This is a genomic window from Candidatus Endomicrobiellum agilis, assembly GCF_020328115.1.
GTDB classification, from domain to species: Bacteria; Elusimicrobiota; Endomicrobiia; order Endomicrobiales; family Endomicrobiaceae; genus Endomicrobiellum; species Endomicrobiellum agilis.
In genome coordinates this window covers 20,223-46,291 of record NZ_JAIXMW010000007.1, presented here as the reverse complement: position 1 = coordinate 46,291, position 26,069 = coordinate 20,223, and the positions used below count along the sequence as shown (strand labels likewise).

At 37.8% G+C, this 26,069-nt stretch carries 25 protein-coding genes; 18 read left to right on the top strand and 7 right to left on the bottom strand.

The features are described from left to right. Positions 1 to 283: 283 nt before the first annotated feature. Both ispD and aroE read right to left on the bottom strand, forming a co-directional pair. Positions 284 to 943 carry a 2-C-methyl-D-erythritol 4-phosphate cytidylyltransferase gene (gene ispD / locus LE179_RS05295; protein WP_374129335.1) on the bottom strand — a complete coding sequence of 220 codons (660 nt, stop codon included), beginning with the start codon at positions 941 to 943 and terminating at the stop codon, positions 284 to 286. Positions 944 to 1,103: 160 nt separating this feature from the next. Further along, a complete protein-coding gene (gene aroE / locus LE179_RS05290) occupies positions 1,104 to 1,925 on the bottom strand; it encodes a shikimate dehydrogenase (protein WP_374129334.1) in 822 nt (273 codons plus the stop codon). A 209-nt stretch (positions 1,926 to 2,134) separates the two neighbouring features. Here aroE and LE179_RS05285 point away from each other — a divergent pair, with 209 nt between their 5' ends. The 11 genes from LE179_RS05285 to LE179_RS05235 all read left to right on the top strand — a co-directional run bounded on the left by LE179_RS05285 (position 2,135) and on the right by LE179_RS05235 (position 13,072). Next, positions 2,135 to 3,583: a phospholipase D-like domain-containing protein gene (locus tag LE179_RS05285; protein WP_374129333.1), complete on the top strand. Its 1,449-nt coding sequence runs from the start codon at positions 2,135 to 2,137 to the stop codon at positions 3,581 to 3,583. Between the two features lie 249 nt (positions 3,584 to 3,832). Continuing rightward, on the top strand, positions 3,833 to 4,729 hold the full coding sequence (locus LE179_RS05280; RefSeq protein WP_374129332.1) for a PD-(D/E)XK nuclease family protein: 897 nt from the start codon (positions 3,833 to 3,835) through the stop codon (positions 4,727 to 4,729). A gap of 68 nt (positions 4,730 to 4,797) precedes the next feature. Then, entirely contained in the window at positions 4,798 to 5,001 is a 204-nt protein-coding gene (locus tag LE179_RS05275; protein ID WP_374129331.1) for a hypothetical protein, read from the top strand. A 318-nt stretch (positions 5,002 to 5,319) separates the two neighbouring features. Next, entirely contained in the window at positions 5,320 to 6,507 is a 1,188-nt protein-coding gene (locus LE179_RS05270) for a DNA recombination protein RmuC (RefSeq protein WP_374129330.1), read from the top strand. Between the two features lie 4 nt (positions 6,508 to 6,511). Beyond that, positions 6,512 to 7,198, top strand: a complete 687-nt coding sequence (locus LE179_RS05265) for an RNase H family protein (protein WP_374129329.1) — start codon at positions 6,512 to 6,514, stop codon at positions 7,196 to 7,198. A gap of 462 nt (positions 7,199 to 7,660) precedes the next feature. After that, the gene (glmU, locus tag LE179_RS05260; RefSeq protein ID WP_374129328.1) at positions 7,661 to 9,016 is read left to right on the top strand and encodes a bifunctional UDP-N-acetylglucosamine diphosphorylase/glucosamine-1-phosphate N-acetyltransferase GlmU; all 1,356 of its coding nucleotides are present in this window, start codon (positions 7,661 to 7,663) and stop codon (positions 9,014 to 9,016) included. Positions 9,017 to 9,088: 72 nt separating this feature from the next. After that, positions 9,089 to 10,021 (top strand): ribose-phosphate diphosphokinase, encoded by a 933-nt coding sequence (locus tag LE179_RS05255; RefSeq protein WP_374129327.1) that lies wholly within the window; start codon positions 9,089 to 9,091, stop codon positions 10,019 to 10,021. 133 nt (positions 10,022 to 10,154) lie between these two features. Next, a complete protein-coding gene (locus LE179_RS05250) occupies positions 10,155 to 10,847 on the top strand; it encodes a 50S ribosomal protein L25 (protein WP_374129326.1) in 693 nt (230 codons plus the stop codon). Between the two features lie 24 nt (positions 10,848 to 10,871). Next, positions 10,872 to 11,453: an aminoacyl-tRNA hydrolase gene (gene pth, locus LE179_RS05245; protein ID WP_374129325.1), complete on the top strand. Its 582-nt coding sequence runs from the start codon at positions 10,872 to 10,874 to the stop codon at positions 11,451 to 11,453. Then, positions 11,453 to 11,686: a methylenetetrahydrofolate reductase C-terminal domain-containing protein gene (locus LE179_RS05240; RefSeq protein ID WP_374129324.1), complete on the top strand. Its 234-nt coding sequence runs from the start codon at positions 11,453 to 11,455 to the stop codon at positions 11,684 to 11,686. Before pth ends, LE179_RS05240 begins: the two co-directional genes overlap by 1 nt. A 528-nt stretch (positions 11,687 to 12,214) precedes the next feature. Continuing rightward, the gene (locus LE179_RS05235; protein ID WP_374129323.1) at positions 12,215 to 13,072 is read left to right on the top strand and encodes a methylenetetrahydrofolate reductase; all 858 of its coding nucleotides are present in this window, start codon (positions 12,215 to 12,217) and stop codon (positions 13,070 to 13,072) included. A gap of 583 nt (positions 13,073 to 13,655) precedes the next feature. Here LE179_RS05235 and LE179_RS05230 read toward each other — a convergent pair. Continuing rightward, complete coding sequence (locus LE179_RS05230) at positions 13,656 to 13,856, bottom strand: hypothetical protein (protein ID WP_374129322.1); 201 nt, start codon at positions 13,854 to 13,856, stop codon at positions 13,656 to 13,658. 206 nt (positions 13,857 to 14,062) lie between these two features. Here LE179_RS05230 and LE179_RS05225 point away from each other — a divergent pair, with 206 nt between their 5' ends. From LE179_RS05225 to LE179_RS05195, 7 genes are all read left to right on the top strand, one after another. Further along, complete coding sequence (locus tag LE179_RS05225; protein ID WP_374129321.1) at positions 14,063 to 15,583, top strand: YifB family Mg chelatase-like AAA ATPase; 1,521 nt, start codon at positions 14,063 to 14,065, stop codon at positions 15,581 to 15,583. Positions 15,584 to 15,659: 76 nt separating this feature from the next. Next, positions 15,660 to 16,055 (top strand): MazG nucleotide pyrophosphohydrolase domain-containing protein, encoded by a 396-nt coding sequence (locus LE179_RS05220; RefSeq protein ID WP_374129320.1) that lies wholly within the window; start codon positions 15,660 to 15,662, stop codon positions 16,053 to 16,055. Positions 16,056 to 16,083: 28 nt separating this feature from the next. Further along, positions 16,084 to 18,498: a sodium-translocating pyrophosphatase gene (locus tag LE179_RS05215; protein WP_374129319.1), complete on the top strand. Its 2,415-nt coding sequence runs from the start codon at positions 16,084 to 16,086 to the stop codon at positions 18,496 to 18,498. A gap of 56 nt (positions 18,499 to 18,554) precedes the next feature. Continuing rightward, positions 18,555 to 18,716 (top strand): hypothetical protein, encoded by a 162-nt coding sequence (locus LE179_RS05210; RefSeq protein WP_374129318.1) that lies wholly within the window; start codon positions 18,555 to 18,557, stop codon positions 18,714 to 18,716. Positions 18,717 to 18,863: 147 nt separating this feature from the next. Continuing rightward, positions 18,864 to 19,553 (top strand): hypothetical protein, encoded by a 690-nt coding sequence (locus LE179_RS05205; RefSeq protein ID WP_374129317.1) that lies wholly within the window; start codon positions 18,864 to 18,866, stop codon positions 19,551 to 19,553. Beyond that, positions 19,526 to 20,131, top strand: a complete 606-nt coding sequence (locus tag LE179_RS05200) for a diacylglycerol/polyprenol kinase family protein (protein ID WP_374129316.1) — start codon at positions 19,526 to 19,528, stop codon at positions 20,129 to 20,131. Before LE179_RS05205 ends, LE179_RS05200 begins: the two co-directional genes overlap by 28 nt. Positions 20,132 to 20,329: 198 nt before the next feature. Further along, on the top strand, positions 20,330 to 21,001 hold the full coding sequence (locus LE179_RS05195; protein WP_374129315.1) for a polysaccharide deacetylase family protein: 672 nt from the start codon (positions 20,330 to 20,332) through the stop codon (positions 20,999 to 21,001). Positions 21,002 to 21,358: 357 nt separating this feature from the next. Here the strand turns inward: LE179_RS05195 and LE179_RS05190 are convergent, their stop codons facing one another. From LE179_RS05190 to LE179_RS05175, 4 genes are all read right to left on the bottom strand, one after another. Next, on the bottom strand, positions 21,359 to 22,069 hold the full coding sequence (locus tag LE179_RS05190; RefSeq protein WP_374129314.1) for a ZIP family metal transporter: 711 nt from the start codon (positions 22,067 to 22,069) through the stop codon (positions 21,359 to 21,361). Positions 22,070 to 22,142: 73 nt separating this feature from the next. Continuing rightward, positions 22,143 to 22,679: a hypothetical protein gene (locus LE179_RS05185; protein ID WP_374129313.1), complete on the bottom strand. Its 537-nt coding sequence runs from the start codon at positions 22,677 to 22,679 to the stop codon at positions 22,143 to 22,145. Between the two features lie 22 nt (positions 22,680 to 22,701). After that, complete coding sequence (gene pyk / locus LE179_RS05180) at positions 22,702 to 23,736, bottom strand: pyruvate kinase (protein WP_374129312.1); 1,035 nt, start codon at positions 23,734 to 23,736, stop codon at positions 22,702 to 22,704. A 1,080-nt stretch (positions 23,737 to 24,816) separates the two neighbouring features. Then, a complete protein-coding gene (locus LE179_RS05175; protein WP_374129311.1) occupies positions 24,817 to 25,125 on the bottom strand; it encodes a hypothetical protein in 309 nt (102 codons plus the stop codon). Between the last annotated feature and the right edge of the window lie 944 nt (positions 25,126 to 26,069).

Below are 26,069 nucleotides of genomic sequence, written 5' to 3'. Positions count from 1 at the left end.
CTATATAGAACCTACCGACAAAGAACCGCATTGATTTTTTAAACAACACTGCGCCCTGCGCAATAAATTCCGCGTTAAGTCAAAAATTAAGCATCCGTCCCGCACAACTTTTTTCTTCTTTTTACGAGAGAGCGTCAGGAGCCGCTCTCCGACGGTCAAAGCAGGCAGGGGCAACATAAGAAACAGCATGCCATCATTGCGGAACGGATATTTTCCTTTGCAAAACACAGACGCCGCGTCAAACACGCAACGATGTAAACAAACACCGAGCGGACGACAGAATTTAAAATTTTAATATTTTTTCCGCCAATTCAAAATCCCGTTTTGTCGTTATCTTAAAGTTTGGAAATTTTGTCTCGACGACGGAAACTCTAATTTTTAGATTTTCCACAAGCTTAGAATCGTCAGTCGTATCGGCGGATATTTTTCTAGAATAAGCCCTTTTAAGAAGCTGCGCTTCAAAAATCTGCGGCGTCTGCGCATTTCTTAAAACCGTTCTATCCAAAGTTTTTAATATGCGTCCGTCGGCAGATATTAATTTAACGGTATCTTTTATATTCTCAACCGCAACAGCCGCTTTTGTTTTTACAGCTTCTTTTAAAACCGACAAAATATCTTTTTTTGATATAAGCGGTCTCGCCGCATCGTGTACGGCTATAAAGTCAACATCGTCTTCAACAAGAGCAAGACCATTTTTTACTGAATCAAATCTCTCATTTCCGCCTGCCGCACAAACAAAATCCGCTCTATATTTTAAAGATAAAAACCCAACCTTATCAGACGGCGCAACTAAAATTATTTGCTTAAAACTTTTTATTGAAGCAAACGCTTCGACACTTCGCAAAAACACAGGTCTGCCGCCGAGATTTAAAAACTGTTTTAAAACTTTGCTGCCGAACCTTTTACTGGATCCTGCTGCTACTATTATTGCGGCGTTTTTCATTTAAACTTTCCCGAATATGTTACTCCTTGAGGAGCAAACGTCACGAACATAACCGCCAAAACGACATCTTTCCCGACAAAACTTGCTATGGCAAAAAATTCAGTATTCTTAAAACGGCAGCCGTACGCCGCAGGAAAAAGCGGACAGACACAAACGCCGACTATCCGATAAACTTCTTTAAAAGCTTTTCGGCAACTTCTATGTCGGGATATTTTCCCGTCCATATTTTAAATCCGCAGGCGCCCTGCTGTATAAGCATTCCGTCGCCTGTAAATATTTTCAATCCTTTATCTCCCGCAAGTCTTGTAAAAGGCGTCATCTTATTATAAATCAAATCGTATACGACCAAACTGCTTTTAACTTTATCAACCTTAAACGGAAGAACATCGGTTTTCTTCATCCCGCAGGCAGAAGTATTTACAAGCAAATCTATCTCAGGAAGCAGTTCTCCCGCCCTGCCTATATCAAAGACTTTTATTTTAAATATACTTGCAAGTTTTTCGGCTTTTTCTAACGTTCTGTTCGCTATGTACACATCTTTTGCGCCGCTGCTTACAAGAGCGTGCGCTATCGCTCTTGCTCCGCCACCCGCTCCGATTACTAAAACATTTTTATTCTTTAAATTGACTTTTTTTGCAGCTAAATCCTGACTAAAGCCCAAATGATCGGTATTATATCCGTAAAGTTTACCGTTTTTAAAAGCTATCGTATTTACGCTTCCTATTTTTTCTGCGGCTTCGTCTATAAAGTCAACATATTTCATCACTTCAACTTTATGCGGAATTGTCACATTAACGCCCTGAAACCCGAGAGTCTTTAAAGATTCTATTGCTCTTTCAAGATATTCAGGCGGCGGTTCAAAAGCAAGATAAATACAGTTTAATTTTTCTTTTTCAAACCATTTATTCTGCATTTGCGGCGAAAAGGAGTGCTTTACTGGATATCCTAAAATCGCAAATAACTTCGTTTCGGCATTTAGCATTTTAATCTCTGTATTTCCATATTATAGTAGAGTTAGAATTTCCACCGCATTATTTTACCATAAAGCCAAAACGATTATCAATTACAACGCTGACGAAGCGCGCATAAATTTAATTCCAAATTCCAATTTTACGTTATGGCGCGTTTCCAAACGTACACGCTTGCTAAAATAAATTAACTTTGCTAATATAATCTTAAAATATTTTATCAATGATTACGAATACTTTTTTTAATTCTACAAACTTTGATTTGCAAACTTTCATTACGACCGGCATTTGTATAGTTCTATTTATAGGAACGACTGTTCATATATTGTTGCATAAAGACGATATCAAAAGTTCAATAGGATGGATTGCGGTTGTTTTTTTTTCTCCGTTTATCGGCTCTATATTGTATATATTTTTAGGCATTAACAGAGTAAAAAGAAAAGGCGCGCGTTTAAGAAAAAAGATTATTGTATCCAGCAATTATTCTATAGAAAACGTTTACAAAAATTTACCGGTAAACTATAGGCAGTTTATAACTTTCGGATACAATGCATATCCTCAAAATTTTGTTTTCGGGAATTCGATAGAGCCTCTGCAAAACGGCGTTGAAGCCTACCCCGAAATGATAAAAACCATAAAAAACGCAAAAAAAGAAGTCTTAATCTCAAGTTATATTTTTGACTGCGATAGCGAAACGGATAAATTCCYAGAASCTTTCAAAAACGCAATTAAAAACGGCGCCGCGGTAAAGGTTCTGGTTGACGGCATAGGCACTTTGAAGTTTTTTCATCGCTCAATAGAAAAAAAACTCGTCAGAATCAAAGGTTTGGAATACGCCGTATTTCTGCCTCCGTATATTCCCGTGGCGATGCCTTTCGTAAATTTAAGAAACCATAGGAAAATTATGGTAATTGACGGAGAAACAGCCTTTTTTGGAGGAATGAATCTCTCAAAGAAAAACGTTTTAATCGACGACACCAAAAACGGTATTTTAGACATCACCTTTAAAGTTAAAGGGCATATCATAAATCAGATGTCGGAAGTATTCGAAGACGACTGGGAATTTGCCACCGGAAAAATTTTTCAGTCTTCGTCCAAACGTTTGCCTAATATTGAAGCGGATACAACCCCCGCAAGGATAATTCCCGACGGTCCCGACAATAAAAGCGGAATTATAGAACTTATCGCGCACGGAGCAATAAACGCTGCGACAAAAAAAATCCTCATAACTACGCCTTATTTCTTGCCGGAAAATAATATTTTGACGGCGATTGAAATGGCTGCTATGAGAGGCGTCGATGTTGATATAATAATTCCTGACAAGGGTGATTACGGTTTTATAAACCGGGCTGTCGAACCAAATTTTCTGCGTTTAATTAAAAGCGGCGTAAAAATTTACCGCACGCCGCGACCTTTCGATCACAGCAAAATTTTTGTAGTCGACGACGAGTGGATTTTTATAGGCTCGGCAAACTGGGACGTAAGAAGTTTTAAACTCAACTTTGAGTCTAACATAGAAATATTTAGCAAAAATTTGGCGAAAGAGCTTTCTGGCATTGCCGAATCAAAAAAGAGAAAGGCAAAACTTACTACGGCTCACGAATGTAAGACTCAGCCGCTTCTAAAACGCATCAGAAACAATGCGTGCCGGTTGTTGACGCCTTACGGCTAACGCTTTAAAGAATATGCTTTATTATTTTATAATTAATTATGGGTAATTTTTTCCTTGTTCTGAAGACGATTCCCCAAAAATTTAAGCCAGCGGATAATTTTCTCGATAAAACGAACGTCTGTTTTAATTTGACAATTGCCGTAATTTGACATTTATACAAACATCTCTCGCATACCAAGCCGCAAAGGGAAAAAATTATTGAAGGCTTACAGCAGCAAGACAAAAAAACAAGAGATAATTTAATAAACAATGGAAAACATAAAGACATTTGAGTACACCAGCATTTTAGGATGGTCTGCGTCAAGATACGAAACTTTTTCAAACTGCAAAAGGCAGTATTTCTACCATTACTATGCAAAGTTTGACAAAGAAATACCGTTTGAAAAAATACAGTTTTTAAAAAGTTTGACCTCTAAGAATTTAGAAATCGGAAATATTGTACACGACATCATAAGGGACCTGCTCAAAAGATATCAAAAAAGCACAAAAGAAATAAATAAAGAGAAATTTTTTAAATATTCTTTCGATATGACCGAAAAATATTGCGGCTCAAAAACTTTTTTTGAACATTATTATAACGGCGAAATTATTTCAACTTCTAAAATTTACGAAAAAATAAAAAGTATATTGGAAAATTTCCTTAACAATCCAATATTTACATGGATAGAAAAAAACGCCGCTCTTCAAAGTTCCAAGTGGATTATAGAACCCGGAGGATTCGGGGAAACCAGAATAAACGACTATAAAGCTTTTTGTAAAGTAGATTTTTTGTTTCCGCACGATGATAAAATGTATATTATAGATTGGAAAACAGGAAAACCTGACGACAAAAAACATTCAAAACAGCTTACGGGATATGCGCTTTGGGCAAATCACCATTTTGGTAAAAAAGTTAGCGACATTATCCCTATGATAATTTATCTTTATCCGCAATACAATGAAAACAAAGTTAAAGTCGACGACTATTTGATTGCAAAATTTGCAGATACCGTGATAAACGAAACGCAAGATATGTACGGATATCTCATAGACATAGAGAAAAATATCCCTAAAGACAAAAAAGAGTTCCCTTTAAGCGATAACGCATTTTTTTGCAGTTATTGCCATTATAAAGAAATTTGCCCCGAACGCGGAAAAATTTTATAAATCTTTGCGCGTTCCAGCATAGATAAAGAAGATTATCAATAAAAAATTCTTTGTCTTGCGGTATTATTTTGCCATATATACGCTACAGCACCTGCACTAAATTAAATCCTAAACCTAAAAATAACACTAGACTTGCGGTCGCTGCAAATAAAAGCACGCTTGAAAGACGTATAAATTTTTTTAGAAACATTGATAACAGAATTTGGATTATTATTGAGGCTGCCGCTACGTTTCCAGTCGTTTTAGTTGAAGCAGTACATTTGATTTTCTAGCTTACAAAATTTTAACGCTTTTTGAATACGGGAAAAACCTTACGCACAGACACTAACCAAGCTTTTATATGAACCAGCAAATTTAGCCTGTCCAGAAATTCGTTATCTCTATGAAAGTAAAAAATACACGTTCGGCAATAAGCGGATTGTGTGAGGAAAAATATCTTCAAAACTATTTTATATGTTTTAATTATCTAAAGAACACGGCAGAAGAACGGATCCCAGTTTATCAATAACGACACAGTAATATCAAGGTTTTGTCAAAAAACAATAAAAGAATTGTTTTTTTACGCGATGTTCTTAATAAAAAAGAGAGATATGAGCATAATAATTTCAATTTTACTTTTTCTGTTCGGAATTGCGGTGGGAGTTTGCTTATCTACATTAAAGTACATATCCTTATCAAAAGACAACGCTGCAAAAGAACAGAAAATAAACGACCTAACGGAAAATATTGAAAAACAAACTTGCCTCAGCAACAATTTAAAAATTGAATTTGAAAACATCGCATCAAAAGTATTGGAAGAAAAAAACGCAAAAATTACAAACATAAACTTAAACTCTCTGGAAAGCATTGTCGCTCCGGTTAAAGTGAAAATTGACGAGTTCAGAAATAAAATTGAAAATTTTCAGATTTACGAAGCTGAGAAAATATCCGGACTTCAAAAAGAACTGGAAAAATTGATAAGTCTCAACAAACAGGTAAGCGAAGAAGCAAACAACCTTGCCGGCGCTTTAAAAGGAGAAAATAAACTACAGGGAATATGGGGAGAACTCAGCATTGAGAGAATTTTTGAATACGTGGGACTGATCAAAGGCGTAAATTACGTATCGCAGAAACAATTTAAAACTGACGACGGCAAGAAAATTCCCGATTACACAGTAAATTTGCCAGATGAGAAACATATTATAATAGATGCAAAAACTTCGCTCACCGCTTATGAAAAATATTACAATTCGCAAGTAGAAGCCGATAAAAAAATTTATTTAAAAGAACATTCCGCAAGCGTAAAAAAACATATTGATGAGCTTGCCTCAAAAGATTATGACGATCTGTCCGATATCAACCATCCGGAATACGTATTGATGTTTGTTCCCTTAGAGGGAGCGGTTTCTCTCGCTCTTATTGACAAACCAGACCTTTTCGCATACGCTTTTAAAAAAAATATAGTAATCGTCACGCCGGCTACGCTTTTGGCCACATTAAAAACCGTCGAATATATATGGCGGCAGGAATACCAGAAGAAAAACGTGCTTGAAATAGCAAGACAAGGCGGCAGCCTTTACGATAAATTCGCAAGTTTTACCCAAACGCTAATAGAAGCAGATAAAAAAATATCGGAAGCGCAAAGCAAAACGCAGGAAGCCATAAAAAGACTTTCAGCAGCCGATAAAAAAGGCGACAGTCTTATAGAAAGAGCGCAGAGATTAAAAGACCTTGGCTCTCCAGCAAAAAAAGAAATACCCGGAATACTTTTAAAAAATATAGAAGAAGAACGGAGATAGAGTAATGACGCTATATAAAAAAGAACTCCGAAACAAAGCTTTAGAACTGCAAAATATGCTTGAAAAACAAAACATAAAAGTTTCTTTTAATAACAATTCTTTTAGAGATTATCTCATCAGACTTGCCGTCGCAGCAAACGACATACCCGGCGGAAACCTCTTAGTTTATTACAAACCCACAAAAAATACCTACTCTTTGAGAAAACAAATAAATAACTCCGAAATCGACACGATAATCGATTCGGTATGGAATAAAATAAACCGTTCGGAGACCTATCCCGCCGAAAGCGGCATATATGAAGCGTTTGTCGACGGCTCATATATTTCAGGCGTTACAGGCTACGGAGCAGCTATTTATCTTGGCAATGAGTTAAAAGCTGAAATTTCAGGCGCTATTTCAGACGCGCAATTTAGACAGTTCGACGGCGAACTGAAGTCAGTCGTTGAAACAATAAAATGGTGCAGGGATAATGGCATAAAAAAAATAAGAATCAATTACGATTATCAGGGTATAGAAAAATTCGCGACAGGCAAATGGAAAGCAGGCAACGACATTTCAAAAGAGTACGTAGATTTTATTCTCAAAGCGAAAATGGAAATCGAATGGCGGCATATAAAAAGCCATACCGGCAATCAAAAAAACAATAAAGCCGACTTTCTGGCAAAAAAAGCCGCATTAAGAAAGAAATAGAACATTGTTTTAAATCACAATTCATATCGCGGAAAGAAATTTCGGAAACATCAGTCAGATTCAAAAACCGACCTCAGAGTTTAGAAGCACGACGACAGTTAAAAAAACTTTTTTAGAACGCTTATATTGTCTTCTTTTTGTAAACGTTCTCAAAAGACGAGACTAGACTTTGAGTATTCAACGATAAGTTTTCTATAAGAATTTCCATATCTTAAAAATTTCTCCCCGCTTTTTGACGATTTTCGTTACTTGTCCTGCTCGTTCCAAGAACTTCTATTTCAGCTCCCTTCTTCGCTAACTAGATAGCAACGGCACGCTTTTATCTTCTCCGGCAGCTTTTTAACAGCGTAACGTCCCTTTGTTATTTTAAAAATCTTTGCTATAATAAGTATGTTCGATTTATTATTCCCCCTCGAGGTAAAAAACGTTTATCCTGCAGAGGAAATTTTTTGGATCTTATTAATGAAAAATTTTTCAGCGGTAATACTTGCGGCGGGACCAGGCACAAGAATGAAATCTTCTTTGCCTAAAGTTATGCACAGTCTTTCCGGCAAACCTTTAATAAAATGGGTTATAGATTCTGTTTCCGCTTTAAAACCTGACAATATAATCCTTGTGCTTGGACACGGCGCCGAACTCGTCAAAAAATCTTTGTCTGAAAGCAATATAAAAATTGTCTATCAGACAGAACGACTCGGTTCAGCACACGCGGCAATGCAGGCTGAAAAAGTTTTAAAAAATTATGAGGGCAATATCTTGGTCATAAGCGCGGACGTGCCTTTGATTAAACCTTCAACTTTATTGTCTTTAATAAATAACAATAAAAAAATCGGCGCTTCTATTACGGTTCTAACTGCGGAAGTTGAAAATCCTTTTGGATACGGCAGAATCGTAAAAAAAGGCGGCATTTTAGAAAAGATAGTTGAAGAAAAAGATGCAACTCCCGCTGAAAAACACATAAAAGAAATAAATTCAGGCATTTATTGTTTCGATAAAAATTTATGGACAGCCCTTTCAAAAGTAAAACCTGATAACGCAAAAAAAGAATATTATATAACCGACACCGTGTCTATACTCAAAGGATTCGGCAAAAAAGTTTCTTTAATTGCGGTTAAAGATAATTACGAAGTTAAAGGCATAAACAACAGAGCTGAACTCTCGCATGCAGAAAACATATTAAAAGACAGAAAAATTAAAGAACTTTTAAGCGACGGCGTCAGTATTATAGACACAAATAACGTGTATATATCTTACGACGCAAAAATTGGCGGCGATACCGTCGTATATCCAGGCGTTTTTATAGATACGGGCGTTTCGATAGGCAAAAGTTGTATAATAAAAGGCACAAGCTATATAATAAATTCCAAAATCGGCGACGCAAGCACCATATCGTATTCTTACATAGAAGGCGCAGTCATAGGCAAGAATGCCAAAGTAGGTCCTTTTTCGCATATAAGACAAGGGTCTGTGCTGAAGGAAAATGTTAGTATAGGCAATTTCTCCGAGACAAAAAAAGCTATTATAGCAAAAAATTCCAAAGCCAATCATCTCTCTTACATAGGCGACGCACGAGTGGGCGAAAATGTCAACATAGGAGCGGGAACAATAACCTGCAATTATGACGGGAAAAAGAAACATGAGACGATTATAGGCTCAGGATCATTTGTGGGTTCCAACGTGAATTTTATAGCTCCGGTTAAAATAGGACGTAGCGTTTTAGTTGCGGCGGGTTCGACTGTGACGCACAATGTTCCGTCTGGAAAACTTGTAATAGCAAGGGCAAAACAAGAACTTAAGCACAGAAAAATTGATGAATAAAACATTGACGCATTTTATTTAATCCGAACATTACAGTCCGAGACTTATTTTCAATAAACATAAAGAGGCATTATGAAGCTTAAAATTATTTCGGGCAACGCCAACCCCAAACTTGCAAAACATATCGGACAAAAACTCGGAGTTGAGTTGAGCGGAGCAAAAGTGGAACGTTTCAGCGACGGCGAGATACAGGTTAAAATTATTGACAGCGTAAGAGGAACGGATTGCTATATAATCCAGCCTACAAGTTTCCCCGTCAATGAGAATTTAATGGAACTTTTAATTATTGCGGACGCTTTAAAGAGAGCATCGGCAAAAAGAATAACGGCGGTCGTGCCTTATTACGGGTACGGCAGGCAGGATAGAAAATCCGAACCGAGAGTTCCAATTACAGCAAGACTTGTCGCAAATCTTTTTGCTACCGCGGGCATTACAAGAGTTTTGACTATGGATTTGCACGCGGGGCAGATTCAGGGTTTCTTCGACATTCCTGTTGATCATCTTTACAGCAGGCCGGTGATTCTAAGCTACCTTAAAGAGAAAAATCTGAAAGATGTCGCAATTGTTTCCCCTGATGCTGGCGGCGTGGAAAGAGCGAGATCTTTCGCTAAACATTTTAATGCAGAACTGGCGATTGTCGATAAAAGAAGACCGTGTCCCAACGAAGCGTCGGTAATGAATATTATCGGCAAAGTGAAAGATAAAAATTGTATAATTCTAGACGATTTAGTCGATACTGCGGGAACTTTGACAAAAGTAGCCGAGGCGATAAAAGCAAAAGGAGCAGCAAAAGTTTTTACGGCAGTGTCTCACGGAGTTCTTTCAGGAGACGCAAAACAGAAAATTCAGAATTCGTGCATAGAAGAACTCATCATAACGGATTCGATTCCATTGTCAAAAGACGGACCGACGAAAAAAGTAGTTGTTTTAAGCATTGCTCCGATTTTGGCGGAAGCTATAATGAGAATTTCAAATGACGAATCAATAAGCGCTCTTTTCTCATAAAAATAAAAAGAGGATATATGTCCGACTTAGATAAAAAAGCGTGACTGCGATTTATTTTTTGTCCGTTTTCTACAACTTCGGCGGATTTGTATCATAAAGCAGCGCGACTGTAACGACAATGTGGAGGATTTCAGTGAAGGAAGTAATTTTAGACGCGGAAGCGAGAACGACGGGATCAAAAGGGAACATTGCGGCTTTAAGAAAAAGCGGAAAAATTCCTGCGGTATTTTACGGAAAAGGCATTAAGTCTGAATCCATAGCTGTCAACTCAAAAGCTTTTGTTTCAATAATGGAAGCAAACGGAGCAAATGTCATTATAAATTTGAGCTTTAAGGACGGAAAGAAAGCGGCAATAGTAAAATCATTAGATAGAGATATTTTAACTAGGAATCCGGTGCATATAGATTTTCACGTAATTTCGCTTGAAGATAAAGTCGAAGTTTTGATTCCTATTCATATTGACGGTATTGCCGACGGGGTTAAAAATTTCGGCGGGGTTATGGAATTCATAGTCAGAGAAGTCAAAGTAGAGGCACTGCCTAAAAATATCCCTCAGAAAATCAGCATTGATGTCAGCGCATTGGGAATAGGACAGGAAATAACCGTCGCAGATTTGCCAGAATTAGACGGAATAAAATATATTCAGGATCCGTCAACGCTTATAGTCCACGTCATATCTGTCGCAGCCGAAGAGGAAAAACCTGAAGCGACAGCTGAAGCAGCGGATGCGGCGCAGCCTGAAGTAATCAACAAAGGGAAGAAAGATAAAGAAGCCGAAGAAGGAGCGGTAACAGACGCGGCGGCGACTGGCGGAACAAAAAAATAGGCGGATGCGAGGCTACTTTAATTTATGAGCGGGCAGATCAAGCTTTTCGTAGGACTCGGAAATCCCGGACGGAAATACGAAAATACTCGCCATAACTTGGGTTTTATTATTTTAAATGAAATAGCAGCATCAAAACGTCTGGAATTTAAAAAGTGGAATAATACGAGCGATATTTCTCTTTGCGGAGAGGCAGACAACAAAGTATGGTTTTTAAAACCTGCGAGTTTTATGAATCTCTCGGGAATAGCAGTTTCTTCTTTTTCAAAATATCATAAAATTAAACCTGAAGAGACATTTGTCTTTTATGACGATTTTTCAATACCTCTCGGCAGATATAGAATAAGAATGTCGGGATCGGCCGGCGGTCACAACGGAATAAACTCCATAATAGACTATATTCATACGGACAATTTCCCAAGAATGAAGCTTGGCACAGGTCCGCTCCCTAAATTTATTAACACGGCAGATTTTGTGTTGTCAGAATTCAAGCAGGAAGATAAAGAAAAAATAAATTTAATGAAAAAAACGGCTGTCAGTCTTTTTGATGAAATATGCATATCGGGACTTGATAAAGCGGTTTCAAAACTTACGAATACAAAATTATAATGATAGAAAAAAAACAACAAAGCAAAGTCTCAAAAGAATTGTATCCGAAATCGGGATGCGCCAAAGGTTTTGTCAACGGACCGTGCGGCGGATTCGCCAACGGTAAATGCGAGACAGACCATACAAAAGACTGCATGTGGGTTTTGATTTACGAAAAGTTAAAAAAGACTGGAAGGCTAGAAAACTTTCTCAATCAATATATAGAACCGAAAAAGACGCTATTTAAAAACTGACTCTTAACGACACCAATGCAATTCTCATTTTCTTATTCCTGTTTTTCACCCGCTTTTTTATACATATATTCGTTTATAGAGAAAATCATTTTCTATATTTGTGTCGCGGGAAACATCATGCATATGAGGTTTTTAATTCGCAAATTTTTAACGGTTTTTGTTCGCCCCGAAATATATAAAACTGCATTTTAACGACACATCTCTATTTCGTCAAATTACTTTTCCTCTTGCAATTCTCTCTTAGCACGAAAGGGAGAACTCTTTTTTTTCTTTTACTCCCGCAGGTAGAATAGAGCGGGCGTAAAAGTTAATATAGTCTGACAGTTTCAAGCTTTTTCCCGCGTTTACTGCAGGAAAGAGGAAAAAGTGCGTTGACATGCTGTCAAAAAAACACGCAACGGCAACGGAGCAACAAATGTAATACAGTTTTACGCACTAGCGGTTTTTTCAGCGCCGTCGCCTTAAGTCGCCATAAGCCGCCGACGTTAACTTAATTTAGACATACAATAATAAAGGAAAAATAAAAATTTGAAATTTAAAGAGAAACTAAAATCAGATAAATTTTTGATAACGGCGGAGCTGTATCCGCCTAAAGGCGTAGATACCTCTTCTTTTTTTCGCAGAGCAGCCTGTTTGTCCGGGCTTGACGCCGTAAATGTCACAGACAATCAAAGAGCTTCTATGAGAGCGGGTTCTCTTGCGATGAGCAAAATCCTGATAGACCATGCAATAGAGCCTATTTTACAGCTTACCGTAAGAGACAGGAACAGAATTGCATTACAGTCCGAATTGTTGAGCGCAAATATTTTAGGCGTAGAAAACGTTTTAATTTTAGGCGGCGACCACCCGTCTCTAGGCGAAAATCGCGAAGCAAAAGCAGTGTACGATTTGGACACTTTACAGCTTATAAAAACCGCTCGCCTTTTAGAAACAGGCGTAGATCTAGCGGGGAAAAAATTACGCGGCAATCCGAAATTCTGCGTTGGAGCAGTTGTAAACCCGTCGGCTCAACCAAGCGATTTACAAGCTTTAATGCTTGAAAAAAAAGCGAAAGCTGGAACCGAATTTTTTCAGACGCAGGCAATTTTTGACGCAGAGATATATAAGAATTTTTTTGATAAGGTGAAACATTTAAAAGTAAAAATTTTACCCGGAATAATTCTCATTAAATCCCTCGAATTTATGCAGTTTCTGCAGTCTTTATCCGGAATAAATATACCGATAGAAACACAGGACAGGATCAATTTTGCTTCCAACCCCTTGGCGGAAGGCATAAAAATTTGTTCTGAAATGATTAAAAAATTTCGTTCATTTGCAGACGGCGTCCATATAATGGCAATCGGCACGGAAGAATATATACCGGAAATAATAAAAAACAGCCTATAAACGGACAAAATGTATTGCGAGGGCGAATTATTTGACAAAGACAAAAAAGTTGAGGCAGTTCTGTTTATTCTTGTCGTTTTTATACGGACTTGCGGAAACAACTTTTTTAAATTTCTATAAAATATTCTGGAATGCGCTTCGGCAGTTTCAGTAAGATAGCAGCTTTCCGACATGAGAATGTTTCCTTAAATCCTTATATCCACATAGTTGATAAATACAGATATATTTGCTTTTGCTTACTCTCAAGACTTACGCTTTCTCCGCTTTCGCAAAAGTCATTCGTTTTGCTTTTGGGGGGAAGCAAACACCAAAGCAAAATATCTGATTTTTATTTCCCTCTCAAATCTTATACCTTCGTCTCCAAAGCGGACGCGCTTTTGTTTTCTGAGAAATGCGTAACAAAGCAAAACCATCAACTTATACTTTTGTTTCCAGCCAAAGATCACATCTGCCATTTCTACTTATGTCTTTGTTTACTCTTAAGACTTTTGCCTTTGTTCTCATATACAATAGACTCAGTTTTTAGGAAAAGCGAATAGGATAGAAAAATGATCAACTTATGTTTTTTGTTTCTGTTCAAAACTTATGTATGCGTTTCTTTACCAACCGTTTTTTTGCTTTCGGAGAAAATACGTAATAAAGCAGAAATAATTTGTTTTTGTCCATTCTCAAAGATTATATCTCCATTTCTATATATAGCAGATTTTACACCTATTTCCCCAGCAACTGTTTTTTTTGCTTTCAAGGAAGGCAAACAAAAGAGAAAAATGACTAGTTTACACATTTGTTTTTGCTCAAGTCTTATGCCCCTGCTTCCGCGGCAGCAGTTATAATTCGTTCAGTTTTTCATTTATATTGTTTTAAAAGATGAGACGCCGTTTTTAACGCGTAAATTGAAATCTATACGTCTGCGTTTACAGACTTAGTTAACTTTTGGAAGAATGGAATAATATGATATAATAAATAGTGAGAAAGTAAAAGAGGTCTTAAATGCTCTCGCTTATTTATTCCGCGACTATTAACGGCATAGAAGCAAACATAGTTGAAGTAGAAACATACATTTCATCTGGAATGCCTGTTTTTTCCATAGTAGGTCTTCCCGACGCTGTAGTCAGAGAATCGCGCGACAGAGTGGCAGCCGCAATGAAAAACTCGGGATTCGACTTTCCGTCAAAAAAAATTACCGTTAATTTAGCTCCGGCAGACATTAGAAAAGAGGGCGGCATTTTCGACTTGTCCATAGCTTTGGGGATACTTGCCGCAAATGGCAAAGTAAAAAAAGAGAACTTACAGAGATTTTGCGCCGTTGGCGAACTGTCTTTAGACGGTAAAATAAGGAAAGTTAAAGGCGTTCTGCCCATATCTTTAAGCTTGCAGGAAAACAAAATAAAAGATTTTATAGTGCCTGTCGCAAATAAACAGGAAGCCGCTGTTGCGGGAAAGGTAAATGTATTTCCCTTCAAGACTCTTGTTGAAATCGTCAAGTTTATTAACGGCGAATTGAATTGCGAACCCCATATTTACAACGCGACGGATTTAAGCGATGGCGTTGGCACAAATCATGATTTTGCCGACGTAAAAGGACAGAAAAACGCAAGACGGGCTGCTGAAATTGCGGCGGCGGGAAGCCATAATATAATAATGTCTGGTCCTCCCGGTTCGGGGAAAACTATGATAGCAAAACGTATTCCCGGAATACTCCCCCCTATGACTTTTGAAGAAGCTATCGAAACTACAAAAATATGGTCTGCCTCAGGTCGCACTTTTGCCGGCGGTTTGATAAAGCAACGCGCTTTTAGAAGCCCGCACCATACTTCCTCAGCCGTTGCTTTAGCCGGCGGCGGAGCATATCCCAAACCCGGCGAAGTGAGTCTTTCGCACAACGGAGTTCTTTTTTTAGACGAATTTGCAGAGTTCAGAAGAGATGCGCTTGAAGTTCTGCGGCAGCCTTTAGAGGACAAAAAGATAACCGTTTCAAGGTCAAAAGGCAGTCTTATTTTTCCGGCTTCTTTTATGCTTATCGCGGCAATGAATCCCTGCCCATGCGGAAATCTGGGACACAGAGAAAAAGAATGCGTGTGCAATCCTTATCAGATAAAAAAATATCAAAGCAGGGTTTCAGGTCCTTTGATGGACAGAATCGACATTCACGTTGAAGTTCCAGCTCTAAAATTTTCCGAGCTTGCAGCTTTAGACGACGATTGTGAGAATTCGGCAAGCATAAGAGAAAGAGTTATAAAGGCAAGAGAAATTCAGAATGCGAGATTTACGGGAAACGACATATACGCAAACGCTCAAATGGAATCAAAAGAAATAAAAAAATATTGCGTTTTAGACGACAAAGCTCATGAAACGTTTAAAATTGCGGCTGAAAAATTAAATTTCTCGGCAAGGTCCTACGATAAAATTTTAAAAGTTTCAAGAACGATCTCAGATTTAGACGGCAGCGATACGATTAAAACAAATCATATAGCGGAAGCCGTACAATATAGATTTTTTGACAGAACATAAGGCGGGCAGAACGGGATTTACAGCGAAAAGAAAAGTTGGTGGCAAAGACTTAAGATAGAACGCGGCGAAAAAATACATGAAAAAGCATTTAACGGAATTCGACAAGTTGATAGGCATATTTGCAACTTTGCGTTCTAAAAACGGATGTATGTGGGACAGAGAACAAACGCACAAATCTCTTATAAAACACCTGTTCTCCGAAGCCAAAGAAGTGAAAAAAGCCGTTGAAAATAAAGATATGGAAAATCTTGAGGAAGAACTCGGCGATATTTTGCTTCAGGTTGTATTTCACGCTCAGATTGCAAAAGAAAATAAAAACTTCAATATTGCGGGAGTAATAGAAAAGCTGAACAAAAAACTTGTCCGCAGACATCCGCACATATTCGGCAAATACAAGGTTAAAAATATAAGAGATATTGAAATTATGTGGAAAAAAATCAAAGAGCAAGAAAAAAACTTAAAAAAAATATAATACTAAGAAATAATTTCTTGGAGGAAATATGTTAAACAGAATTTTTTCATTGAAAAAAGTCGCAGCGGTTTTTACTTTCATGACCGCGTTTGCCAGTCGATCTTTTGCAAGCGAAGCAAATCTGATTATTCCAGATCTGTCTTCTGTCGGCTTTTTTGAAAATGCGGTTGACGGCAAAACGCTTTTGACAGCCGGTTTTTTTATTTGCGTTTGCGGTTTGCTATTCGGTCTTTACCATTTTATAAGCATCAAAAACTTGCCGGTTCACAAGTCGATGAAATCAATTTCAGAGCTTATATATGAAACCTGCAAAACATATCTTGTAACTCAGGGGAAATTTATATTTATACTCGAAATTCTGCTTGCGGCTATAATAGTTGTATATTTCGGATTGCTGCAACATTTTGAGGCAATTAAAGTCGTTACCATCGTGCTTTGCAGTATTGTAGGAATTCTCGGGAGCTGCACTGTAGCATGGTTCGGCATGAGAATTAATACTTTCGCAAATTCAAGAACCGCTTTTGCAAGTTTAAAAGGAAAACCTTTCCCTCTTTACGCTATACCGCTGCGGGCGGGCATGAGCATAGGAATGCTTTTGATAAGCATCGAACTTTTTATAATGCTCATAATTCTTCTTTTTATTCCCTCAGATTTTGCTGGAGCATGCTTTATAGGATTCGCAATCGGAGAATCTCTTGGCGCTTCGGTTCTTAGAATTGCGGGCGGAATATTTACAAAGATCGCAGACATCGGCTCGGATTTGATGAAAATTGTATTCAATATTAAAGAAGACGACGCGAGAAATCCGGGCGTTATTGCAGATTGTACGGGCGATAATGCCGGCGATTCGGTAGGACCTACTGCGGACGGTTTCGAAACTTACGGCGTCACCGGAGTCGCTTTGGTAACGTTTATAGTCCTTGCCGTAAGCGATCCCGTGTTACAGGTTAAGCTTCTAGTATGGATTTTCGTAATGCGTTTAATAATGCTCATAGCAAGCGCCCTTTCATATGGAATAAACTCGGTAATTGCAAAAGTGAGATACGCTACTGCGGATAAAATGAATTTTGAAACTCCTTTGACGTTTCTCGTATGGATAACGTCAATAGTATCAATTATATTTACTTTTGCAGTCTCTTACCTCATAATCGGCAATCTGGACGACGGAACCCTTTGGTGGAAACTTTCGCTTATTATAAGCTGCGGAACGATAGCGGGAGCGATAATACCCGAAATCGTAAAGATATTTACCTCCGTAAAAAGCGCTTTCGTACAGAACGTCGTTACTTCTTCAAAACACGGCGGCGCTTCGCTCAATGTTCTCGCAGGTCTTACGGCTGGAAATTTCAGCGCGTATTGGATGGGTGTCACAATAATAATCCTTATGGCTATCGCCTATGCAATCAGTCTGCAGGGACTAGACTCGATTATGATAGCTCCGGCAGTATTTGCTTTTGGTCTCGTGGCTTTCGGGTTCCTAGGTATGGGACCTGTTACAATTGCGGTCGATTCTTACGGACCCGTAACCGACAACGCACAGTCGGTATACGAGCTTTCGCTGATTGAAAATATTTCTAATATTGATAAAGAGATAGAGAAAGATTTTGGATTTAAACCGTCTTTCAGCAAATCAAAAATACTGCTTGAGGAAAACGACGGCGCTGGAAACACGTTTAAAGCTACGGCAAAACCCGTCCTTATAGGAACCGCCGTCGTAGGCGCGACGACAATGATATTTTCAACGATAGTTATGCTCACCGACGGTCTCACTATCGGGCTTGAAAATTTATCGATCCTGCACGCCCCTTTCCTATTGGGATTAATCGCCGGCGGAGCCGTGATTTACTGGTTTACTGGATCCTCTAACCACGCCGTAACAAGCGGCGCATATAAAGCCGTAGAATTTATAAAAAATAATATAAAACTTGACGGAAGCTCGGACAAAGCTTCAACTGAAGATTCCAAGAAAGTTGTTGAAATATGTACAAAATATGCACAAAAGGGTATGATAAATCTGTTCTTGGTCATTTTCTTTACGACGCTCGCTTTCGCATTCATAGAACCTTATTTCTTTATAGGCTATCTCATTTCAATAGCATTGTTTGGACTTTTTCAGGCGATATTTATGGCAAATGCCGGCGGCGCATGGGACAATGCAAAAAAATACGTTGAAGTTGATTTGCGCGAAAAAGGAACCGAACTTCATAAAGCTACCGTTGTCGGCGATACGGTCGGAGACCCGTTTAAAGACACTTCTTCCGTTGCGATGAACCCTATAATTAAATTCACAACGCTTTTCGGGCTTCTTGCGTTAGAACTTGCGCTAGTACTTGCAGAAAAAAAAGCACTAAACGCTGTTCTTGCGACGATATTTTTCGGCATCTCGGTTATATTCGTAGTAAGATCGTTTACGGATATGCGGACTAATGACGAAGAAAAATAATTGTTACTGTTCTTTTTTTCTGCATTTGTACGATAAAAGTGATAAGTTGGCGCAAAATGTCCGACAGCCGTCTTGGAAAAATATACCCCCCCTCCTCTCTCCTTCCAGCAGAGGAAGAGACGTTGGGGGGGGATAGCGTATGCGTATATTCTGTAAACGGATCAGTCTTTAAAAGAGGCAGTTTTTCAGCTGTTTCCATTTCTGGCAGCGCTTTTTGAATCTAAGATACTCAGTTTGTAAAGAGAGACTGGTTTCATTTGCGTTTATCAGGACAAGCAAAGCAAGCAGCCGCTATTTTCGCTCTCAAAATTCCCCCCTTTATTGCAGGTTCGGCCACAAAAACTTTTTGGCGTAAAGACGATAAAATGAAATTTTTTAAAAATACTTTTGCATTTTTACTAGTGCCTGCAGTCGCCGCTGCGGGATATACTCTTATTAAAAATCTTTTGCACTTTATGGTTTCAGCCGGAAATCAGTATATTCCGTTTTGGATAGGAATTTTATGTTATATAGCATTTCAAATTATCCTTTACAAACCGATGAAAACCTATGTATTCGGTCACGAACTTTCCCACGCGATAGCGGGAATATTAAGCGGCGCAAAGATTAAAAAATTTAATATTGGAGAAGAGTCCGGAAGCGTAGCCTTGACTAAAAGCAATATTTGGACAACGCTTGCTCCGTATTTCTTTCCGATATATACTTCCGCGATAATAATAATTTATATTTCTCTCGGCTGGTTTACCGACATAAAACAGTTTTACGGATACTTCCTTTTTCTTGTCGGTTTCTCAATAGCTTTTCACATTGCTCTGACAATATATATCCTCTCTATAGAACAGCCCGATTTGAGAATTCACGGAACTTTTTTTTCCTATGTTGTAATTTTTGCAGTAAACGCCGTAGTGTTTATTTTGCTTGCGGCTTTGATTTTTCCTGGCAAAATAACCGTAAGAGATATTTTATTGCAAATCTGCGGCAATACAGCGGGCATCTATAAATTTATATATACCGGAGCATTGGAAATATGTTCGGCATTCCGAGAGACGAAATAAAGAGAAAAGGGTTTCATTTGCTGTCTCTTATATATATATTTGGATATTGGCATCTTCCAAAAACTACAATCATCTGGGGTCTTGCCGTCGCAATCGCCATTGTCGTTCTATGCGAATGTTTAAGATTTAAAATCCCCAGATTCAACGATTTCTTCAAAAATAATTTTAAAGGTTTTTACAGACCTGAGGAAGCCGACAAAATCAGCGGTTTAATCGGCACGTTATCCGGCGCGCTGCTTACCGTTTTAATATTTCCGAACAGATATGCGGTGATCGCGAGTTTTCTTTATTTCGCGTTCGGCGATTCGGCGGCGGCTTTGGCGGGTAAAGCTCTCGGCAGACATAAGACTTTCGCGGAAAAAAGTTTGGAAGGCAGCTTGGCGTGTTTTGCAGTTTGCTTTACAATAGGACTTTTTATCTTCAATTGGCAGGTTGCGCTAATGGGAGCCGCCACAGCTATGATGGTTGAAGCAATCCCGTGGAAGATAAGCGATAATTTCTGGATGCAAATAATTAACGCAGGAATTTTAACGCTATTGTCAAATATAACGACGGCAAACTATAATCTTGCCGCATAAGATTTTTGAGAAATTTCACCTGTTTTGCAACTGTAATCCGCCGGCGACAGACAAAATCCGGCAAAGAGACAAAACTCTAAAAATTGTCCTTGCTTTCGCGATGGAAATAACGTATGTTTCACCGGATTTTCTGCCGTCAGAAATTGTCGCGTCTTTTCCAGTTCATTTCGCTATAGGGTTAAAAAAAACACGTTTAAAATGAAAAAATTTATAGTTTCGGCATTTATTTTATTTACAGTTATATGTTTTGCTCAGGCAAAAACATTTTATTCCGACGGACCTAAAGATATTAAGAAAGTTGCTTTAACTTTTGACGACGGTCCCGGCAAAGCAACCGAAAAAATATTAGAAATACTTAAAGAAAAAAACGTCAAAGCCACATTTTTTATGCTCGGCATAAGAGTACAGAACGATCCAGACGCTGCAAAAGCGGTTGCTGCGGCAGGACACGAGATTGCAAACCACACTTACGAACACATAAATTTCTACGCTTATAGAGGTAAAGATAAAACGGACAAAATAGAAAAAGAACTCTTGCGAGGCAACAATATAATCAAGAAAGCGACGGGCATTAAACCGTATTTACTCCGCTTTCCAAACGGCTATTCAAAACCCGACGCCGTAAAAGCGGCAAAAAAGCACAATTGCCATTTGATAAACTGGAGTTTCGGCTGCGATTGGAAAAATATGACCGCTGAAGAAATGCACGAGAAATACAAAAAAGCCGTAAAGAACGGCGCAATATTTTTAATGCACGATTTATGCAAAAATGAAAGAATACTGTCTTTTTTAAGCGACTTTATAGACGAGATTAAAAAAGCGGGTTACGAAATAGTTACTGTAAGCGAACTTTTAAATCTAAACCGCTGAACGATAGTTTTACAGCGGATATTTTTATCTGCAAGCTTAAAAGAAGAACTATCGTGGCAAGCAAAAGCAAAGGTTGTAAAAACCAGACAAGCTGACATTCTACAGCTTATAATAAATAATTCCCTATATTTAACATAAACTTCTTGAAACAACGAACAATCTAAAATCTTCCTTCTGTCCCGTCTGCTGAAATAAATTCTGCATACAATCCCTATTATTCTGCTGAAATTTTACGATGAATCCGCTTTGCCAGCCGATGCTTTTTTTCATCGAGCAATTTAAAATAGCAGCAAGTTCAACTGAAGAGTTCAAAAGAAAGGCTTTGCCCGGCAATGTTTTTGTAGAATAATTTAAAAGTCAATTGGACATAATATATTCAGTCGCAAGGATAACTATAGCGCCGGCAAACAGCATAAAAGGTACAAATCTGTTTTTACATTTGTGAGTTTCAGGAATTAAATCCGAAGCGGAAAGAAAAATAAAAGAGCCTGCCGTCAAGCCCAGCAGAGAACCTAGAACAGGCAGAGACATATTTTTAAACAAAATTCTCCCTAAAATTGCGCCTATAGGAGTAAAACAAGCCGTAAGAAGCGAAAAATTAAAGATTCTCTTTTTGGAAGCGCCTCTGTGCAGCAAAATACCTGAAATTGTTATTCCGTCAGGCAATTTGTGCAGCAAAATTGCAATTGCGGTGAGAATTCCTATACTATTATCCACTTCAAACCCTACGGCAATCATAAGTCCGTCAATCATAGAATGTAAAGACAATCCCACAATTGACGTCACGCCCATGTGTTTAGAGCATTCGTCATCGTGGCAGGGATGAAATAAGACAATAAACTGCAAAAAAAACATAATTAAGAATCCCAGAAGAACATAAACCATTGTCTTGGGATTCAAGCCCATACCTTCAGGTATTAAATGAGTAAACGCAAGCGTAAGCATCACGCCCGCTGAAAAATTTATTATAAAAAAAGAATTTTTTTCAGACCACTTATGGAACGCCAGCACTATAAGAGCGCCCAGCATTGCCGCGCTTGCGGCTATAAGCGAATAAATTACTTCCATTTTTTCTCCAGTTTGTTTATAGTCGTCTTATAATCTCGGATTGCGGTTTTTGCAGACGACAGACAGAGCCGTCTCATTTATTCTTCAATATTTTAACGGAATTTTTCATTAATAACACAGATTGCATCATAATTAAGATGGCAAAGAATACGCTTAAATAAGAATCTAAAAGAACTATTTTTTTTAAAACGGGAACTGAAAGCTCCATTATAATCAAAAGAGACAGCAACGCCGTAAAAATAAACTGTCCGTAAATGAAAAAACAGACAATAAGTCCGACAAACGCCGTAGACGCGGTTATTTCCGCAAGCGGTATATTTATAATTTTCGGCGGAGACGCCGCGCCGAGAGTTCTGCTTATCATAACTAAAGCCAAAATAAAAAGAACAGACGCGTTTAAAACAACCGAGACAAACTGTGCTTTTCTGAAACCCTCGTCCGTATCATTTAAATCCGCGAATTTCGTAAGAAGCGAAAAAGCGTCTGAAATAATCAAGCCCGCATAAGCGAACAAAGCAAAACTCTTAGAATAAAAAGCGCCTACCATTTGCAAGAATATCAATAAAAGACTAATATTCAAAACGGCAAGCAGATTTATAGATTCTTTCATTTTCTAAGCGGCAAACGGGTTTCTATTTTACTTCATTAAATTCATAGTCGTTTTTTTCGGTAAACTTTATAATATTTCCCATCATTTCCACAGCTTTATCGGGATACCGACCTACGGCTGTTTCCGCAGAAAGCATAACGTAATCAGTTCCATCTATAACGGCGTTTGCAACGTCGCTTACCTCCGCCCTTGTCGGTATAGGGTTTTTAATCATGCTTTCAAGCATTTGAGTTGCAGTTATTACAAATTTCTTTTTCTCTTTGCATTTCTTTATTATATATTTTTGCATTGAGGGAACCGTCCACAAAGGTATTGAAATTCCCATGTCGCCCCTTGCAACCATTATGCCGTCGCAGACTTCAAGAATCTCCATAAGATTGTCTATTCCCAATTTATCTTCAATTTTTGCAATAAGCCTGCATCTGGTATTTTTTTCCGATTTCAAAATATCCACCAACGGTTCCATGTCTGCGGCATTTCTGACAAAAGAATTTGCGATAAAATCCGCATTATGCTTTAACGCAAAAAGCATATCTTCGCGGTCTTTTTCCTCAATCAGCGGAAACTTAAGATCAGCCTGCGGAATATTTACGCCCTTATGCGTTCTTAAAAAGTAATCTATTTGAACTTCGGTAATAAGCTCGTCTTCTTTTGAAGATAAAACCTTAAGGCTAAGATTGCCGTCGTCGATAAAAATGGTAAATCCTTCTTTAATGTCGCAGAAAGAATTGTGGTAATCTATAGAAACTCTATTATTGTCTCCGACGATTTTCTTGTTTGTAAGAATAAGTTGCTGATTCTTTTTCAGCTCCACTTTGCCATCTTTAAGTTCACCTACTCTTATCCTATGCCCTTCAAGATCGGCAAGGATTTTTACATTCTTCTTATATTTCTCGTTTAAAGTTTTTACTAAAGAAAAATTTTCCTCATGTTCTTCGTAAGTTCCGTGTGAAAAATTAAGTCTCACTACAGTCATGCCGCTTTCGGACATTTTTTTCAAAATCTGAAGAGAATGCGTTGACGGTCCTATTGTACAAATAATTCCTGTCTTAGCCACTTTACAGCTCCTTTATATTTTTACTTTTATACACTCAACGACGGCAAACACTTCAAAACTTGTTTGAAATTTGAAATATATTTTCGCCGACGGAATTGAGTATATAAAAGCTTTTTAGGGCAGCTCTTAAAGACGGCGATAGCTTCCAGATTTTGCGGGGTTTGCGACCCGTCCGGAATATAAATAAATTTCCCGTTGTGCCGTTTTTTTAGAAAAATTTTTTCGTCCTTGCATCGCCTTTTCCCTTCGCCGCGTTAAAAAGGCGGACAGGATGCACAGACAGCTTCGACTACGCGGCGTATTGTCGTTTAAGCATATCTTTTTCTTTAGGAAAAATTCCTTTAGGCAGTATGAACTGTCTCCTAAAATATATTTTTCTACGGTTTTATTTAACGATAATACGTTTCTTTGCTATCAAAAATCCAGAGACTTGCAAGAATTGTTGAGTTGATTGAAAACAGCAAAAATCATTTTCTTTTAAAATTTATAATGGCGGTAAATGAAAAAAACACCATATAATTTGTAGTATTATATATAAATTGCAGTGTTAAAGTCAATTTTTCAAATTATATTATATTTTAGGTAAAAAGACACTGGAAAAACAAAAATATTGAAACTAAAGCGGCGAAAGTTCTTAAAACAAGAGAGGGACAAGCACTGCAAATTATAAAAAAAATGGAAATGCCGCGTTTCTGATCCGTCTTTGTAAAACCTGAAAAACTGTCGAGGAAAACACACCGCGCTCAAATCGAATTTTATTTATCAAAACTTTTTTTACTATAAGCCCCTATTATTTTTCGGCGGCACTTTTGTTATTTCCATCAACATCGTTTTTTTTAAGTTAACAGCATAGCTTCTTTATTTTATAGATTAAAATATAATTCTAAGCTTTTAAAATCCGTTTGATTCCCGCTGTTTTTTCACTATGATATTTCTATTTTTTTCTCATTTTTTTTAACGATTCGGCAGAAAGAAAATTAATTGGCAAACGACGGAAACCGCAAACACCAAAAAAAAGACTTTAGCAGCGCATTATTCACCGCCAAAGTCTTTAAAAAGATTATATTTTTAAATTTATTTTTATTTCTTGACGCTTTTCTTTGCCGCCTTTCTAGCGCCGACAGTTTTACTTGCAGTTTCCTTAGTCTTCTTAGTTTTATTTTTCTCACCTCTGCCCATAACAGCCCTTGAAATATCGCCTTGCACATCAAGAAAATAAAAATATCCACTTTCTTTCTTTAAGCCGAGCTTTTTCACTTTTGACGATTTACTGCTTTTCTTGTTTTTGCCTCTCGCCATCAAAGCTCTTGAAACATCGCCTTCTTTATCAATAAAATAAAGGTAGCCCGATTCTCTCTCTACTCCCACTTTCTGCACTTTTTCCGCCATTTGTAACCTCCTGTAAGCACAAACCTTTATTCACTTCAACCGCTTTTCGCACAGTCCGTACTTTCCTCAAAAATATTTTCTTTTTTTTACAGTTATTTTATCCTTAAGAAGTCCGCTGCTAACAATATCGCTAGGGAATTCACAATGTTCGCCAACTTCTAAAGTTGAATTTTTTCATTCCCGTCAAATTACATATTTTGGATTTTTTTGATCCTCCAAAATATTCAAAAAGTTTTTTTGTCCGCTATTTGATACCTTGCGCACATTTTCCACTCTTTATTCTTTTTTTATCGCTACTGTTCAACGACGAAGCCATATAAAATTTTATCATATTTTGTCAAACATTATTTTTTTAATACCAACACACAACGGCTGTAACTCTTTACTTTCTGCCGCCGTTTGACGCGCCTTAGATATTTCTAATATCAATTAATCATACACAATAAGTATCTTTTTTACCATTTTTCATAAAAATCTACTATAGCTTATAATCGGCGGGACTTTCCGCAGAGAACCGGCGCTTTTATCTACATAACAAAAGAAACTCAGGAATTCTCAAACAGACGTTTTAAAAGAAAAAACTGAAAGAGGCATAATTTTTGACGGCGGCATATTTAATTTTATTACAATGCCACAGCAAAAGATTCGCTTACTTTAGAACAGAACGGCAGCAATGAAAACACGGCTCTTATCGCAAAACGCGAACGATTTTTCGAACCTCGTTCTCGCTGGCAGTAAGTTTAAAAACAGACGCGGCGGACATTGACAATTCCTTTCTGTATCAAACTGCCGAAACAAAGCAAGCCCGCTTAATGCAAAATACCAGCTTCATTTTCATTAAGCTGGCGCTTGCGCAATATAACGCGTCAATATATTTATGAAAACTATTATTCAGCGAATATTCTTCTTTTAAGGAAACGCTTTATCATTCAGAACTTTTTCAA